The following is a 16905-nucleotide window of genomic DNA, read 5'->3' as shown; positions in this document are numbered from 1 at the left end:
GAGGCGTGCCATGAATACTGTTGTCACCAATATGGCGGGAAACGTGTGGAAAATATTAGTGAAGGCAGGAGACAAAATCGAAAAGGGGCAGGAAGTCGCCATTTTAGAATCGATGAAAATGGAGATTCCGATTGTCGCCGAAACGGCCGGCACCGTCAAAACCGTCAGAAAAAACGAAGGTGATTTTGCCGATGAAGGGGACGTCTTATTGGAGCTTCAATAAGGTCTGGAGGATGGCAAATGAACGTACCGAAGAAAATTTTCATTAAAGAAGTCGGACCGCGCGACGGTCTGCAAAATGAAGAAACCGCACTCTCGACTGCCGATAAAATCACCTGGATCGACATGCTTTCCCAAACAGGGCTTTCATATATCGAAATCACTTCATTCGTCCATCCTAAGTGGATTCCTGCACTGTCTGATGCCCTTGACGTCGCCAAAGGCATAAACCGGAAGCCGGGCGTCACCTACGCAGCCCTTATTCCGAACCGAAAAGGGCTGGAACGGGCTCTCGAAGGAGGGATCGATGAAGCTTCTGTTTTCATGTCGGCAAGCGAGACACACAACCGGAAAAATATTAACAAATCGATCGGAGAAACGCTTCCAGTCTTGCAGGAAGTCACCGGGACAGCAAAACAAGCAGGCCTCACCACTAGAGCCTACCTGTCCACCGTATTTGGCTGTCCTTATGAACATCATGTGCCATTAGAACAAATCATACGCCTCTGTGATGCGTTGTTCGACATGGGCATCGACGAACTTTCTCTCGGAGATACAATCGGCGCAGCGAATCCCGTGCAAGTTCAAAAGGTGCTTGACGTACTTTTAAAACGCTTTCCGAAAGAGAGTTTCGCCCTTCATTTTCATGATACGAGAGGGATGGCGCTCGCCAACATGATCACAGCGATGGATATGGGAATCACCGTATTTGACGCATCATGCGGCGGGCTGGGCGGCTGTCCTTATGCCCCTGGAGCCACGGGAAATGCGGCAACTGATGATTTGATTTACATGTGCGCCCAGATGGGCATCGAAACCGGAGTTGATCTCAGCAAGCTGCTTTCAGCTGCCAAATGGATCGAAGACAAAACCGGGAGAGAGCTACCAAGCCGAAATTTGCAGGCGGCGAAATCAAAGAATTGCTTTTCATAGATTGAGGAGGAGGAAGACCGAATGGAGCCCAATGTTCTTTATTCCATAAACGAGCAGGCGGTCGCCGTGTTGACGTTGAACAGACCGCAAGCTGCAAATGCCCTCTCGCTCGGACTTCTCGACGACCTTCAGCATATCCTTCGCGATATCCGTTCAAACCCGACCGTCCGCTGTGTCATTATAACGGGAGTAGGGAACAGGACGTTTTGTGCAGGTGCCGATTTAAAGGAAAGAGCCCGCATGAGTCCCACAGAAGCGAAGCAGGCCGTTTCCATGATTCAACAAGTGGTCAGCCAGACGGAAAAACTGCCGCAGCCCGTCATCGCTTCATTAAACGGAAGCGCTTTGGGAGGGGGGCTGGAGCTTGCATTGGCGTGCGACATCAGGATCGCAGCCGAACATATTGAACTCGGCCTCCCCGAAACAACGCTCGCGATCATTCCCGGGGCAGGGGGAACACAGCGGCTGCCCCGCTTGATCGGCAGGGGAAAGGCAAAAGAAATGATCTATACCGGCTGCCGCATCAGCGCCGAAGAAGCGCAAAAGATCAGCCTAGTTGAACATGTCGTTCCGCTTCAAAAGTTAAAGGAAACAACCGAAAATATCGCAGCGAACATTGCGGCGAACGGACCGGTTGCCGTCAGACAGGCGAAGTTCGCTATCAATCAAGGGCTTGAGACAGATATCGAAACTGGACTCGCGATAGAACAAAAAGCCTACGAGCTGACGATTCCGACGAAAGACAGAACAGAAGGGCTGAAAGCTTTTACAGAAAAGCGGAAGCCGTATTATACGGGAGAATAAAACGAACGGGGGGACAGCCGATGCCGGCCGAAAAGGAATTGTATGAACGCATTCGCCGGATTCAGGAAGGCGGAGCGCAAAAATACCATGAAGCTAATGAGAAAAAAGGAAAATTATTTGTCAGAGACCGATTAAAGCTGCTGCTTGACGAAGGCCTCGACCTTGAGGACGCTTTTTTTGCCAATTGCATGGCAGACGGGCTTCCGGCAGACGGAGTCGTCACGGGAATCGGAAAAATCGGCGGCCGAACCGTTTGCGTCATGGCTAATGATTCAACGGTGAAAGCAGGATCATGGGGAGCAAGAACCGTCGAAAAAATCATCCGCATCCAGGAAACAGCCGAAAAGCTGAATTGTCCGCTTCTTTATTTGGTCGATTCAGCAGGCGCAAGGATTACGGATCAAGTTGACATGTTTCCGGGGCGAAGAGGAGCAGGGCGGATTTTTTATCAGCAAGTCAAATTATCCGGGCGCATCCCGCAAATCTGTCTTTTGTTCGGTCCTTCAGCGGCAGGCGGCGCCTACATACCGGCTTTTTGCGATATCGTTATCATGGTCGAAGGTAACGCCTCGATGTATTTAGGCTCGCCGCGCATGGCGGAAATGGTGATCGGCGAAAAAGTGTCGCTTGAAGAAATGGGCGGAGCGCGAATGCACTGTTCTGTTTCAGGCTGCGGAGACATTCTTGCCGAAACGGAAGAAGATGCGATCAAGTCGGCGCGCCGGTATCTTTCCTACTTTCCGCCGAACTACACCGAAAAAGCGCCTGTCATTGAAGCAAAACCCGCTCTTCCGTTTGACCGGCCGTTGGAGGAGATCATTCCGAAAAACCAAAACGCACCGTTTCAAATGATGGATTTAATCGACCGGATCATTGATAAAGCGTCTTTTTATGAGATCAAAAAATTGTTCGCGCCAGAGCTGATTACCGGTTTGGCGAGGATTCACGGGCAGCCTGTCGGCATCATCGCCAATCAGCCGCGGGTCAAAGGCGGTGTGTTGTTTCACGATTCGGCAGACAAAGCCGCAAAGTTTATCAATTTGTGCGATGCCTATCATATCCCGCTGCTGTTTCTGGCTGATATCCCCGGCTTTATGATCGGAACAAAAGTCGAGAGGGCGGGTATTATCAGACACGGAGCGAAAATGATCTCAGCGATGGCCGAAGCAACCGTGCCGAAAATATCCGTCATCGTCAGGAAAGCTTATGGCGCAGGCTTGTATGCGATGGCGGGACCGGCCTTTGAGCCTGACTGCTGTCTGGCGCTGCCTACGGCTCAGATTGCTGTGATGGGTCCGGAAGCAGCGGTAAATGCCGTTTATGCCAAAAAAATCGCACAATTGCCTGAAGAAGAGCGGTCCGCCTTCATTGCCGAAAAACGGGAAGAGTACCAAAAAGACATAGACATTTACCGGCTTGCTTCAGAAATGATTGTCGACGGGGTCATTCCGGCCGATTCGCTTCGTACGGAACTCATCAAACGGCTGAATGCATATATGACCAAATACATGATATTTACGGAACGGAAGCATCCTGTTTATCCCGTCTAAAGGCCAATGAAACGAAAAGGGGGAAACGGTATGGCCGAAAAAGCGGTTTGGCAGCCTGATCCGGAATTTGTAAAAGCGACCCGGCTGTTTCAATGGATGACAGCTCTCGGTTTTTCCGACTATGATGATTTTTTGAAAGCAAGTACAGACGATATCGCCTGGTTCTGGGAAGAGGCCGAAAAAGCGCTCGGCATCAGCTGGTACAAGCGGTACAGCCAAACATTGAATCTCGATAAAGGCATAAAATGGCCGAAATGGTTTTCCGGCGGACGCTTAAATGCCGTTTGCAGCGCCGTGGAAAAATGGTCCCGACAGCCTGATACGGCCGAGAGGACAGCCCTCATCTGGGAAAGTGAAGACGGAAAAACAGAACGGATCACCTATTCTTCTTTACATCAAAAAGTCGCCCGTGCGGCAGCAGGCTTTAAAAAACAAGGCATATCAAAAGGGGATGTCATTGCGATTTACATGCCGATGATCCCGCAAACGGTCATCGCCATGCTTGCCGCCGCTAAAATCGGCGCGGTATTCTCCCCGGTTTTTTCAGGCTACGGGGCCCATGCGGCAGCCGCGAGACTCAGCGCTGCCGGAGCAAAAATTCTTGTCACGGCAGATGCCTTTTTGCGAAGGGGAAAGAAGGTCTGTATGAAGAAAGAAGCTGACAAAGCAGCAGACCGCGCCCCCACTGTCCAAAAAGTTGTCGTCTGCCAGCTTCACGATGGCGAACAAGATTGGAATCATAAGAGAGATATAGACTGGAATGAATTGATGAAAAGCGATCCTCTCCAGATGACAGAAGAAATGGACAGTTCAGATCCGCTCATGCTGCTTTACACATCAGGCACGACAGGACAGCCGAAGGGAGCGGTTCATACCCACGCCGGTTTTCCGCTGAAAGCTGCATTTGATGCGGGCTTCGGGATGGATGTCAAACAAGGGGACACGTTTTTCTGGTTTACAGACATGGGCTGGATGATGGGACCGTTTTTAATATTCGGGGGGCTCATAAACGGAGCGGCAGTTTTGCTGTATGACGGAGCACCGGATTTCCCGGCCCCGAGTCGGCTGTGGGAGCTTGTCAGCAGACACCAGGTGTCGCATCTCGGCGTCTCTCCGACGCTCATTCGCTCACTGATGCAGCACGGCGAAAATTTTCTTCTTCAATGCGACCTGAGCAGTCTGAAGGCAATCGGCTCAACGGGAGAACCTTGGAATTATGAACCGTGGATATGGCTGTTCCGCCATGCTGGAAAAGAGCGGATTCCTATTTTTAATTATTCAGGAGGAACGGAAATTTCAGGCGGCATTTTGGGCAATGTGCTCCTGCGGCCGATCACGCCGATGACGTTTAATTCGCCTCTGCCTGGCATGGCGGCCAATGTCTTCAACGAAAAAGGGGAGGAAGTCGTCAATGAAGTCGGGGAGCTTGTCCTGACAAAGCCGTGGGTCGGCATGACGAATGGTTTTTGGAAGGAGCCGTCCAGATATGAAAAAGCATATTGGAGCCGCTGGACTGACGTCTGGGTGCACGGCGATTGGGCAAAACGTGATGAAAACGGCTACTGGACGATCAGCGGACGTTCTGATGATGTGATCAATACTGCTGGGAAAAGGATCGGGCCCGCCGAAATAGAGTCCGTACTGGTCGGCCATCCAGCGGTGGCGGAAGCAGGCGTTATCGGCGTTCCGGATCAGCTCAAAGGTCAGGCTGCCGTCTGCTTTGTCGTCCTCACACAGTCGGAAAAGCCGTCGGAAAAACTAAAAGATGATTTGCTGAACCTCGCCTCTGACGCGATCGGTAAAGCGATCAAGCCAAAAGCGGTTTACTTTGTCAGCGGTCTGCCGAAGACGAGAAATGCAAAAGTGATGAGACGGCTGATCAGAGCTGCCTATTTGAACGAGCCGGCAGGCGATTTGTCAACATTGGAAAATCGTCAAACATACGATGAAATTGCCGGCCTTTCAGCGCAAAAAAATCTGTAGTATACTGGATAAGGCTTGCAGACAAAGAAGAAGGACACGTCCTTCCTCTTTTTATTTTAAGACCAAAAACTCACATTCTGACGATAACCGAACCTCCGCCGGCCGCGCAGACGCGGTTTTGCTGCTCTTCAATTGAACGCAGCAGCTGATTGTTGCATTCCATGAGTTTGATCAGCAATTCCATTTGATCTTCGAGATTTTTCAGCCTTTGATTCATCTGCTGAGAAGATTGGCCGGTGTGCATGTGCGGGGCTGAAGGCGGATAAGACGTTTCAGAATTCCATTTTGAATACATAGAAATAGGCCTCCATCATCTAAACTGATATATCTTATCGTATGATCCTAAAATCGCAACGTTCGCCTAAATCAAAACGAGAGGAACTAAAACATGTACTTGACGATAAAGGAAACCGCAGAATATTTAACGCTTTCAGAAGCATATGTTGAACAGCTTGTGAGAGAAAAGAAAATCCGCACCGTCTTCGACGGACAGCAGCATTTAATCAACAAAGATCAATTCAATACCCATATGGAACAGATGGAAAAGTATAAAGAGTGGGCGGAATCCTTTCTGAACGAACCCATCCCCGAAGATCCGGATGTTAAAGATGAAGATTAACCAAGATAACGATAATTCCATTATGTAAACTAGATGCGTTTCTAGGAAATGTTCGCACGACTCTATCATGACGTGTGAATGGGACGTTTCGTAAAAAAAGACACAATATAGGAAATGAAAGGGATGAAAGAAGCCCTATATATAAAGTTTTCTATGATTTTATTTCATTCCCGAAACAATCACGTTCATTTTTTGTTCAAAAAGTGTTATCATTTAGTAGTAAAAAATACAGCGTGTTTTGAGATTGCGGGTTTTCGGGAATTCCAGACTGAAAACAGCAAAACAAACACAAAAGGGGAGAACCTTTTTGCGGACTTGTTTGTGCACAAATTCACAAACTGTGAAAAAGGGGTTCCTTCAAAAAACAGCACATCGCTTATTGAAAAGGAGAATTGGTTATGCCGGAAACAATCGATCAAACAGCTGATCAAACAAACGAATCTGTAAGCCAAAGCCAACGCGATCTTATCGATCAACTGCTAAAACCTGAAGTACAGGAGTCTTTGACTGTTTTAGTCGACCAGCTTCCAAAGCTGACAGAACTGGTCAACATTTTGACAAAGTCTTACGATTTCGCACAATCCGTTGCAACTGATGAAGTATTAAAAAATGATACGGTCGGTGCCATCACAGAAATTCTTGAGCCTGTCAAAGATACGGCAAAAGAAATCGCGGCTACCGCCATTGAAGCAAAAGACCGCGCTGACGAAAGCAATGAAGTCATCGGACTTTTCGGTTTGCTGAAAATGCTTAAAGATCCGCAGGCCCAAAAGATGTTCCGCTTTGTTCAAAGCTACCTGCAAATCATGTCAGAACGCGAAAAACAAAAATAATCACTATACATTCAGAATAAGGACGGAGGATTCACGATGTCAAAACATATCGTCATTTTAGGCGCTGGTTACGGCGGATTACTGTCTGCTTTAACAGTTCGCAAACACTACACAAAAGAAGAAGCAAAAATCACAGTGGTTAACCAATACCCGACACATCAAATCATCACAGAACTGCATCGCCTTGCTGCGGGCAACGTGTCAGAACAGGCCATTGCGATGCCGCTTGCAAAGCTTTTCAAAGGAAAAGACATCGATCTTAAAATCGCCAAAGTCAACTCGTTCTCAGTTGACAAAAAAGAAGTCGCTCTTTCTGACGGCTCTACCCTGACGTATGACGCGCTTGTCGTCGGTCTTGGTTCTGTCACTGCTTACTTCGGCATTCCTGGCCTTCAAGAAAACAGCATGGTGCTCAAATCTGCAAACGATGCAAACAAGATCTTCAAACATGTTGAAGAGCGCGTGCGCGAATACGCTAAAACGAAAAACGAAGCGGATGCTACGATCCTAATCGGCGGCGGCGGACTAACAGGCGTCGAGCTTGTCGGTGAACTCGCCGATATCATGCCGAACCTTGCGAGAAGCTACGGTGTCGATCCGAAAGAAATCAAGCTGAAGCTTGTTGAAGCCGGTCCGAAAATCCTGCCGGTTCTTCCGGATGAGCTGATCGAACGTGCGACAAAGAGCCTTGAAAAACGCGGCGTTGAATTCTTGACAGGACTGCCTGTCACAAATGTAGAAGGAAACGTTGTTGATTTGAAAGACGGGCAAAAAATCGTCACAAATACATTTGTCTGGACCGGCGGTGTTCAAGGCAATCCGCTGATCGGCGAGTCAGGTCTTGAAGTGAACCGCGGACGCGCAACTGTAAACGATTTCCTTCAATCCACATCACATGAAGACGTATTTGTTGCAGGAGACAGCGCCGTTGTCTTCGGTCCGGATGGCCGTCCGTACCCTCCGACAGCTCAAATCGCTTGGCAAATGGGCGAGCTGATCGGCTACAACCTGTATGCATACTTAGAAAACAAATCAATGGAAACGTTCAGCCCTGTCAACTCGGGCACGCTTGCAAGCCTTGGCCGCAAAGATGCAGTTGCCGTTATCGGCGCGAACAGTACATCTCTTAAAGGCCTGCCTGCTTCATTGATGAAAGAAGCGAGCAACGTCCGTTATCTGACTCATATTAAAGGTCTGTTCAGCCTTGCTTATTAATGGAAATGAAGCGCTACTTATAGTTTAAACTATAAGTGGTGCTTTTTTTTGCTTTAAATTTGACGGGCAAATGAAAATATTGTGGTAAATTTGAACCAAAATGCATTGACAAAAAGACGGTCTCATCGCATTATATGAATATAAAATAAAAATATTCATATGTTTATAAAACAAGGAGAGACTGACATGCCGAAATTTACCGAAAAAGAAAAGGAAGCGATACGCTCAGCTTTAGTGCAAAGCGGAAGAGAGCTTTTTGCGCAGCTTGGATTGAAAAAAACGAGCGTTGGTGAGCTAACAGCCTCGGCCGGAATTGCCCAAGGCTCATTTTATACATTTTTCGACTCGAAAGAGGAGCTTTATTTTGAGATTTTGCAGCAGGAAGAAAGTAAGATCCGCGCCCAGCTTGAGGCATCATTTTCTGAAAGCGGGAAAACATTTGCACAGTTTTTGCGTGAAGCATTGGCGGTGGTGGAAGATAACCCGTACATTCGCCAAGTTTACGATGACAACTTACTCGAGACACTCTTCCGCAAACTCCCCGAAGAAAAGCTGCAGGCGCATTTCGACAGCGACGAAGATTTTTTCAAGCCTTTAATTGAAATGGGCCAGGAAAAAGGCTGGCTTGTCAGAAAAAAACCGGAGACGATCGTCAGTGTGATTCGCGCCATTGTTCTTTTATCCTTTCAAAAAACAAATATTGGGGAAGACCGCTACGACGAAACGATGGATTTGCTTATCGAATTGATCGGACAGGGGCTTTCGGCCAAGGAGGATGCATCCCATGATTGAAGTCAGCGGGCTTCGCTTCACATACCCCGGACAAAAAACGCCCGTATTGAAAGGAATCGACTTTTCGATTCAAAAGGGTGAAATTTTTGGATTTCTCGGCCCGTCCGGCGCTGGAAAAAGCACGATTCAAAAAATATTAATCGGTATTTTAAAGCAATATGAAGGCCGGGTTTCTGTGATGGGGAAAGAATTGAGTCAAGCCGACAGCTCCTTTTATGAGAAAATCGGCGTCGCCTTTGAATTTCCGAATTTCTATCAACGATTAACGGCACTGGAAAACTTAAATTTGTTCCGTTCCTTGTATGCATCTGAAACCGAGGAGCCGGAAACGCTGCTCGCTTTAACGGGTCTTGAAGAGTACGGCCGGACAAAGGTATCCGCTTACTCAAAAGGCATGAAAATGAGGCTGAATTTTTTGAGAGCCCTGATCAATCAGCCTGATCTTTTATTTCTAGACGAACCGACCTCGGGGCTCGATCCCGTGCATGCCAAAAAATTAAAACAGCTTATCCTGAACAAAAAGGCGGAAGGGAAGACGATCCTGATCACAACGCACCACATGCAAACAGCTGAAGAAATCTGCGACCGCGTAGCTTTCATCGTTGACGGCAGGGTGGCTTTGATTGATTCTCCACGCGCCTTGAAAGTGCAAAAAGGAAAAAGGCACGTAAAAGTGGAGTACCGCAGCCGCAGGCAGCTGGAAACTGCTCAATTCGACCTTGATCAGATCGGCAGCAGCCCGGAATTTTTGAACTTGATCAAGGAGCACCCTGTGGAAACCATTCATTCCCAAGAAGCATCGCTTGAAGACATCTTTATCGATGTGACGGGGAGGCGTTTAAGTTGAGGATCTTATCAGCGATTTCCCATGATATCAAACTTCAGTTCAAGCACGGTTTTTATTATGCCTATTTGCTGATCAGCGCGGTGTATATCGCCGTGTTGCAGTTTCTTCCGGCTGATTACAGGGAGGCGGCCAACATTGCCTTGACGTTTTCAGATCCGAGCTTCCTGGGGTTTTTCTTCATCGGGGGTCTTGTTTTACTGGAGAAAGGGCAAAACATCCATGACAGCCTGTTTGTAACGCCGCTAAGTCCGAGTGAGTATATTTTTTCCAAAACGGCGTCCTTGTCCGTTTTGTCTCTTGGATCGAGCATTTTCATCCACAGCAGTGTGTTTGGCTATGGAACAAATTCCGGTTTGTTCGCTTGCGGCGTGGTGTTCACTTCATTTTTCTTCACGATGATCGGCTTAGGTTTGGCGGTGCGGTGTGAAACCTTAAACGGATTTTTCTTTTTGTCTTCTTTGAGCACCTTTGTGTTCGTTCTGCCTTTGTTTGAAACAGCGGGCATTTGGAGCAGCCCGCTGTTTTACGCTCTGCCGTCAAAGGCCTCATTAATGCTGTTAGGTTCCGCCTTTACCGGCCTTCAGCAGTGGGAGCTCTTCTACGCGATTTCCACTCTCTTGTTGTGGAACGGAGCCGCGTATTTCTGGGCGAGGCATTCACTTCAAACATTCATCACATTAAAGCTTGGCGGAGGTGATACACGATGATGAAAATCATTCAGCTGATACGCGGAGATATGAAACAGATCAAACGTGATTCAATGCTTGCTTTTTACGGTCTGGCGCCTTTTCTGCTCATCATCGTGACAGCCGCTGGCATTCCTTTGTCAGCGGAACTGGCGGCATTCAATATCACCCCATACCGTCATTTGATCATGAGCTTTGCCATGCTTTTCATCCCCCTGATTCTCGGTATCATGTCGGGGTTTGTCCTGCTTGATGAGCGCGACGAAAATATGATTCAGTATTTTGCCGTGACGCCCTTGTCGAAGCGCGGATATGTCTTGATACGCCTCATCCTGCCAATGGCGCTGACTTTTTGCTACAGCATTTTGCTGTTTGCATCCGGCGGTTTAATGGCGCTCGGCTCTGTGTACCTTTTGTTCATCCTGATCATGGTCACGCTTGAAGCCCCGATTTACACGCTGCTTTTAGCCGCTTACGCTTCGAACAAAGTGGAAGGGCTCGCTTTAATGAAAGGGTTCAGCCTGCTCACTTTCATGCCGGCCGCGGTTTATTTTATTCCTTTGCCGTGGCAGCTTTTCGGCGTTTTCACGCCGACCTACTGGACAGCGAAAACGTACTTGGCAGGAACTTCTCATGAAGGGCTTGTTTTCGTTTTCGGGTTCATCGGAGTTGTGCTGCATGTAATGATACTGCTGCTTTTATACCGGAGGTTTTTGGTGAAAACCGATCAATAGGAGTATATCCCGCCGCGTTTTGCAATAAAGTATTAGAACCATCAGCGGGAGGCGGGATATTCTATGAAGAAAAATATGAAGCTTTGTCTGTGTATGATGATGATCTTTGTATTGACGTTGGCCGGCAGCATAGACGGCTTGGCCGCCGGGGAAAAAGGCGCCGGGCTCAAAGAGCAAATTGATCAGCTGTTAAAGACCGAGCCTGATTTAAAAGGAGCGCTCGCAGGCATCAGCGTCAGGTCCGCAGAAAGCGGGAAAATGATATACGGCCATATGGGCGATACACGGATGAGACCGGCGTCCAATCTGAAGCTTTTAACGGCAGCAGCTGCCTTTTCCGTCCTGGGTGAGGACTATACCTTTCCCACAGAAGTGATGACAGACGGCGCACGATCCGCGAGCACACTCAAAGGCAGCCTTTATCTAAAAGGAAAAGGCGATCCGACGCTTTTGAAAGCCGATTTTCAGCAAATGGCCAAGGCACTCCGAAAACAAGGGATCACTGTCATCCGGGGAGACTTGGTCGGCGATGATTCCTGGTATGATGAGGTCCGCTACTCTCAAGACCTTTCCTGGAGCGATGAAGACGCATACTACGGAGCGCAGATCTCGGCTTTAACAGCTTCGCCAAACGAAGACTATGATGCCGGAACGGTCATCATCGACGTGAATCCTGACGGCAAAACCGGGAAAAAACCCGTTGTATCGCTTACTCCGCAAACTAATCATGTCAAAATCGAAAACGGTGCCAAGACCGTTGCTGCAGACGGAAAAAAAGATATCACGATTAAAAGGGAACACGGCGGAAATACCATCCAAATCAAAGGGACGATTCCACAAGGCGCTTCAAGGGTCAGACAATGGGTTGCGGTTTGGGAGTCGTCAGAATATGCACTCGATTTATTTAAACAGGCTTTACAGCAACAAGGCATTCGAATCCTGGGAAAGACTAAAACCGGCAAAGCGCCAAAAAAAGCGCGCCGCATCACCGCACATCAATCCATGCCGCTTTCAGAGCTGATGATCCCCTTTATGAAGCTCAGCAACAACGGCCATGGCGAAACACTGATCAAGGAAATGGGAAAAGCCGCGAGCCGTGAAGGAAGCTGGGATCAAGGTCTTGAAGTGTTGAATAAAGAACTGCAGGGATTTGGAATGGACACAGAAAAGATCGTTCTCAGAGACGGCTCAGGCATCTCGCATATCAATTTGATTTCTGCCGACCAGATCACAAAGCTATTGTATTCCGTTCAAGAAGAGAAATGGTTTCCGTCGTTTGCCCGTTCACTCCCGGTTGCGGGGGAAAGCGACAGAATGGTCGGCGGCACATTAAGAAACCGGCTGAAAGACCCGGCTCTAAAAGGCAAAGTCAGAGCGAAAACAGGCTCTCTTTCAACCGTCAGTACCTTGTCGGGCTATATCGATACTGCAAGCGGCAAGACATTGATTTTCTCCATTCTTCTCAATCAGCTCGTGGATGATGAAAAAGGAAAGGATATTGAAGATAAAATCGTTCAAATATTAGCTTCTTCATGACAGCTCCCATTGCTTAAGGCAATGGGTTTTCTTTATTGAAAAGGCTTTCCATTCACTTCGTACTTTTTTCAGCTGAGGCCATATAATGCTAAGAGATTTCATTTCAATAAGTTTAACAGCAGGCAGGGGGAAATATATGAACATTTTGCTGGCTTATTATCGATACTCTCCACATACAAACGGCCCGTCTACCTATATTGATATCCTTAGAAAAAGCTTGGAAGGAGAAGGGCATTCTGTCGATTTAATGTCGCACGATACCCGATGGCTCAACATTCAGGTCGCCGATCAGCAGCCGGCCGATAAACACCGGTTAAAACATGAGCTGATTCACCGTCTTCAAACAGCTTATACCGAAAAATATCCCCTATGGATATATTGGCGTGAAATGGAGCGCTACAGTTTGGAACAAGCTGTTAAACAGTTTGATCTTAAGAAGTATGATTTGATCCACTGCCACGATTTTATGACGGCAAGAGCACTGGCCCGTTCCAAACCTCAGCACACGCCTTTAATCGTGTCCCTCCATAACTTTAAATATCATGAAGCAAAGATTACCGGGGAATTTGACGAGAAAAGCGGCCAGGAACAGCAATACATGAAAATCGAAGAATGTTTGGGCGCAATGTCCGGAGACGTTGTGGCCGTTCCGTGCGAATGGCTGAAACACGAGCTGATTCAAATTGGTGTGACGCCTTCGAGCATCCGAGTCATCCCGTATGGAATTGTAAAAACACCCTTTATCGAAAAGAAAAATAATCTCCCTAAAAGCCTCCCGCATCAAGGAAAAAAGATCATTCTCTGTCCGGCGCGGCTCGTTCCGGTGAAAGGACACCGCTACTTGATCGAAGCGCTTTATAAACTGCGGTGCGAAAGGGATGATTTTCACTGCCTTCTCGCAGGCGAGGGTCCGGAGCTCGAAACTCTGCAAAGCCTGTCCGAAAAGCTCGGTATCGCGTCGGCGGTCTCTTTTCTCGGAAAGCGAAAAGATATACCCGACTTAATGAATATTAGTGATGTCATTGTTTTGCCGTCGCTTCACGATACATTTCCGCTCGTCATCCTGGAAGGGCAGTTCTCCGCAAAACCTGTGCTGGCGGCAAACGTAGGCGGGGTAAAAGAAATCATTGATGACGGTGCGAACGGATTGCTTGTTCCCCCGGCAGACAGCGAAGCGCTTACTGAAAAGCTGCGCTTGCTGCTCGACGATGACAAAACCCGACAAAAATTGGGGCGCCAAGCGTTTCAAAAAGCTATGAAACATTGGGATATCAGCTTTCACATGAGGTCGATCGAAAACCTGTATCAAACATTCGAGACACAAAAAAGAGCAGTGCGGTCCTGCAAAAATCATCGAAAAGAGCAGGGGCTGGACCTGGAAATCCTTGAACAAATCGGTGAAAAGAAAACGTCAGAAGCGGAGTACACGATTGCCGGGGAAATCCCGGAACATCTCAAAAGCCAACTTAAAAAAGAGGACCATTACATTCATGTTTATGATTTGTCAGGCGTTTTACTGCAGACAAAAGCGGTCGATTCGAAAGGGTGCTATGAATTTCACCAGCTCCCCCGAGGCAGCTATGTCTTGAAAAGCACTATCGAAGCATTCGGCAATCAGTTCGTATCCCTCGACTGATGATAAATACTTCTGCGCAAGCCGGCTGTTTAGCCGGTTTTTTATATAACAGTTTTCGTTTTATTTGACTTTATTATAATACAGATTCAAATAAGAAAATTGCTTCAAACAACATCCTATATTAGGAAAAACGCGATGTTCAAAGAACTTTCTTAAATTTGTTAACTATTTCACAAAATATGTGATTTTTATCACATTCAAAACTGTTATATTAAACATAAGATATAAATGCAACAACTGTTATATCATTTCAACTTGAAAAGAGGGGGATTTAAATGGAACAATGGAAAGGTTTCACCACAAACGTTTGGCAAAAAGAAGTCAATGTCCGCGATTTTATTCTCTCGAACTTTGAGCCATATCAAGGTGACGAATCGTTTCTCGAACCTCCGACGGAAGCTACATCGGCATTATGGGATCACGTAATGGACTTGACAAAAAAAGAGCGTGAAAACGGAGGCGTCCTCGATATGGATACAGAGATCGTCTCAACGATTACCTCGCACGGTCCCGGCTATTTGGACAAAGACTTGGAAAAAGTCGTCGGCGTTCAAACCGATGAGCCGTTTAAACGGTCGCTTCAGCCTTTCGGCGGCATTCGCATGGCGAAACAAGCATGTGAATCCTATGGTTTTGAATTGAATGAAGAAGTGGAAAGAATCTTTACCGATTACCGCAAAACCCATAACCAAGGCGTGTTTGACGCGTATACGGACGAAATGAAACTCGCCCGAAAGGTCGGAATCATTACCGGACTGCCTGATGCTTACGGGCGCGGGCGCATCATCGGCGATTACCGGAGAGTGGCGCTTTACGGCGTGGACTTCCTGATCGATGAAAAGAAAAAAGATGCGGCCGACACCTCTCGCGTGATGTCTGAAGAAAACATCCGCCTTCGTGAAGAATTGTCAGAACAAATCCGGGCATTGAACGAACTTAAAGCACTTGCAGCAAGTTATGGCTTTGACATTTCCGAGCCTGCGGCAAATGCAAGAGAAGCATTTCAATGGCTGTATTTTGCCTATTTGGCTGCCATTAAAGAGCAAAATGGAGCAGCAATGAGCCTTGGCCGCGTGTCCACGTTCCTTGATATATACATCGAAAGAGATTTGAAAACGGGCGCATTAACAGAACAGGAGGCCCAAGAGCTTGTCGACCATTTTGTCATGAAGCTGCGCTTGGTCAAATTTGCACGCACACCTGACTACAATGAGCTGTTCAGCGGCGATCCGACGTGGGTGACAGAATCAATCGGCGGAATAGCGCACGACGGACGCGCACTCGTCACGAAAAACTCGTTCCGTTTCCTGCATACGCTTGACAATTTAGGCCCGGCGCCGGAACCAAATTTAACCGTCCTTTGGTCTGTCAGGCTGCCGCAAAAGTTTAAAAACTACTGTGCCAAAATGTCGATTAAAACGAGCTCGATTCAATACGAAAATGACGATATCATGCGTCCTGAATACGGGGATGACTACGGCATCGCCTGCTGTGTATCGGCAATGGCAATCGGCAAACAAATGCAGTTCTTCGGAGCACGCGCCAACTTGGCGAAAGCGCTTTTATATGCGATTAATGGCGGAAAAGACGAAAAGCATAAAATGCAAGTCGGTCCGGAAATGCCTCCGGTTGCTTCCGATGTGCTGGACTATGACGAGGTCATGCATAAATTCGATCAGACGATGGAATGGCTTGCAGGCTTGTACATCAATACGCTCAATGTCATTCACTACATGCATGATAAATATTGCTATGAAAGAATTGAAATGGCGCTGCACGACACGGACATTTTGCGGACGATGGCCACCGGGATCGCCGGCTTGAGCGTTGTGGCCGATTCGTTAAGCGCTATCAAATATGCCAAAGTCAATGTTGTCCGCGATGAAAACGGCATTGCCGTCGATTTTGAAACAGAAGGCGACTTTCCTAAGTACGGAAATAATGATGACCGCGTCGACGCGATCGCCGTTGACATTGTCAAGCGCTTTATGAAAAAACTGCGCAAGCACCAGACATATCGCCAGTCTGTTCATACCATGTCAATTTTAACGATCACGTCAAACGTCGTTTACGGCAAGAAAACCGGAAATACGCCGGATGGACGCCGGGCGGGAGAACCGTTTGCTCCAGGCGCGAATCCGATGCACGGCCGCGATACTAAAGGAACGCTTGCATCGCTGTCTTCAGTGGCAAAGCTGCCTTACAGCTATGCGCTCGACGGCATATCCAACACCTTTTCGATCGTCCCGAAAGCGCTTGGCAAAGACGAAGAGAGCCGCGCCGTCAATTTATCAAGCATCCTTGACGGTTACGCCGCAAAAACAGGGCATCACTTAAATGTAAACGTATTTAACAGAGAAACATTGCTCGACGCCATGGAACATCCGGAGGAATATCCGCAGTTAACGATTCGCGTCTCAGGCTATGCGGTCAACTTTATTAAGCTGACGAAAGAACAGCAGTTAGACGTTATCAGCCGTACCTTCCATGAATCGATGTAACGAGCATAAAGCGGAGC

At 47.7% G+C, this 16905-nt stretch carries 16 protein-coding genes; 15 read left to right on the top strand and 1 reads right to left on the bottom strand.

Going from position 1 to position 16905, the window contains the following annotated elements; genetic code table 11:
• The first annotated feature begins 10 nt into the window (after positions 1 to 10).
• Genes CP943_RS11045 through CP943_RS11025 form a run of 5 tightly spaced genes read left to right on the top strand, consistent with a single transcriptional unit; the run spans position 11 to position 5489 of the window.
• Complete coding sequence (locus tag CP943_RS11045) at positions 11 to 223, top strand: acetyl-CoA carboxylase biotin carboxyl carrier protein subunit (RefSeq protein ID WP_003182452.1); 213 nt, start codon at positions 11 to 13, stop codon at positions 221 to 223.
• Between the two features lie 17 nt (positions 224 to 240).
• Entirely contained in the window at positions 241 to 1152 is a 912-nt protein-coding gene (locus tag CP943_RS11040; protein WP_020451696.1) for a hydroxymethylglutaryl-CoA lyase, read from the top strand.
• A gap of 21 nt (positions 1153 to 1173) precedes the next feature.
• Positions 1174 to 1956: an enoyl-CoA hydratase gene (locus CP943_RS11035; protein ID WP_023857509.1), complete on the top strand. Its 783-nt coding sequence runs from the start codon at positions 1174 to 1176 to the stop codon at positions 1954 to 1956.
• A gap of 20 nt (positions 1957 to 1976) precedes the next feature.
• Entirely contained in the window at positions 1977 to 3506 is a 1530-nt protein-coding gene (locus tag CP943_RS11030) for an acyl-CoA carboxylase subunit beta (RefSeq protein WP_023857510.1), read from the top strand.
• A 30-nt stretch (positions 3507 to 3536) separates the two neighbouring features.
• Complete coding sequence (locus CP943_RS11025; protein WP_023857511.1) at positions 3537 to 5489, top strand: AMP-binding protein; 1953 nt, start codon at positions 3537 to 3539, stop codon at positions 5487 to 5489.
• Between the two features lie 70 nt (positions 5490 to 5559).
• Here the strand turns inward: CP943_RS11025 and CP943_RS11020 are convergent, their stop codons facing one another.
• Positions 5560 to 5784 carry a hypothetical protein gene (locus CP943_RS11020; RefSeq protein WP_020451692.1) on the bottom strand — a complete coding sequence of 75 codons (225 nt, stop codon included), beginning with the start codon at positions 5782 to 5784 and terminating at the stop codon, positions 5560 to 5562.
• A gap of 93 nt (positions 5785 to 5877) precedes the next feature.
• On the opposite strand from CP943_RS11020, the gene CP943_RS11015 reads away from it, so the two are divergent.
• The 10 genes from CP943_RS11015 to pflB all read left to right on the top strand — a co-directional run bounded on the left by CP943_RS11015 (position 5878) and on the right by pflB (position 16888).
• Positions 5878 to 6108, top strand: a complete 231-nt coding sequence (locus CP943_RS11015) for an excisionase family DNA-binding protein (protein WP_023857512.1) — start codon at positions 5878 to 5880, stop codon at positions 6106 to 6108.
• A 398-nt stretch (positions 6109 to 6506) separates the two neighbouring features.
• Positions 6507 to 6941 (top strand): helical membrane plugin domain-containing protein, encoded by a 435-nt coding sequence (locus tag CP943_RS11005; protein ID WP_020451689.1) that lies wholly within the window; start codon positions 6507 to 6509, stop codon positions 6939 to 6941.
• A gap of 36 nt (positions 6942 to 6977) precedes the next feature.
• The gene (locus CP943_RS11000; RefSeq protein ID WP_020451688.1) at positions 6978 to 8156 is read left to right on the top strand and encodes an NAD(P)/FAD-dependent oxidoreductase; all 1179 of its coding nucleotides are present in this window, start codon (positions 6978 to 6980) and stop codon (positions 8154 to 8156) included.
• A 186-nt stretch (positions 8157 to 8342) separates the two neighbouring features.
• Positions 8343 to 8948: a TetR/AcrR family transcriptional regulator gene (locus CP943_RS10995; protein WP_023857514.1), complete on the top strand. Its 606-nt coding sequence runs from the start codon at positions 8343 to 8345 to the stop codon at positions 8946 to 8948.
• Positions 8941 to 9795, top strand: a complete 855-nt coding sequence (locus tag CP943_RS10990; RefSeq protein ID WP_079289105.1) for an ABC transporter ATP-binding protein — start codon at positions 8941 to 8943, stop codon at positions 9793 to 9795. Before CP943_RS10995 ends, CP943_RS10990 begins: the two co-directional genes overlap by 8 nt.
• Positions 9792 to 10502 (top strand): fluoroquinolone export ABC transporter permease subunit, encoded by a 711-nt coding sequence (locus CP943_RS10985; protein WP_079289104.1) that lies wholly within the window; start codon positions 9792 to 9794, stop codon positions 10500 to 10502. Before CP943_RS10990 ends, CP943_RS10985 begins: the two co-directional genes overlap by 4 nt.
• On the top strand, positions 10499 to 11215 hold the full coding sequence (locus tag CP943_RS10980) for an ABC transporter permease (RefSeq protein ID WP_079289103.1): 717 nt from the start codon (positions 10499 to 10501) through the stop codon (positions 11213 to 11215). The genes CP943_RS10985 and CP943_RS10980 overlap by 4 nt, the downstream gene beginning before the upstream one ends.
• Positions 11216 to 11278: 63 nt before the next feature.
• Entirely contained in the window at positions 11279 to 12751 is a 1473-nt protein-coding gene (gene dacB / locus CP943_RS10975; RefSeq protein WP_079289102.1) for a D-alanyl-D-alanine carboxypeptidase/D-alanyl-D-alanine endopeptidase, read from the top strand.
• A gap of 136 nt (positions 12752 to 12887) precedes the next feature.
• Positions 12888 to 14387, top strand: coding sequence for a glycosyltransferase family 4 protein (locus CP943_RS10970; RefSeq protein ID WP_158700704.1), 1500 nt, complete (start codon positions 12888 to 12890; stop codon positions 14385 to 14387).
• Between the two features lie 275 nt (positions 14388 to 14662).
• The gene (gene pflB / locus CP943_RS10965; RefSeq protein ID WP_096748126.1) at positions 14663 to 16888 is read left to right on the top strand and encodes a formate C-acetyltransferase; all 2226 of its coding nucleotides are present in this window, start codon (positions 14663 to 14665) and stop codon (positions 16886 to 16888) included.
• Positions 16889 to 16905: the final 17 nt, after the last annotated feature.

Origin of the sequence: Bacillus paralicheniformis (genome assembly GCF_002993925.1) — a bacterium.
Taxonomy (GTDB): domain Bacteria; phylum Bacillota; class Bacilli; order Bacillales; family Bacillaceae; genus Bacillus; species Bacillus paralicheniformis.
This window is presented reverse-complemented; position numbering and strand designations above follow the sequence as displayed.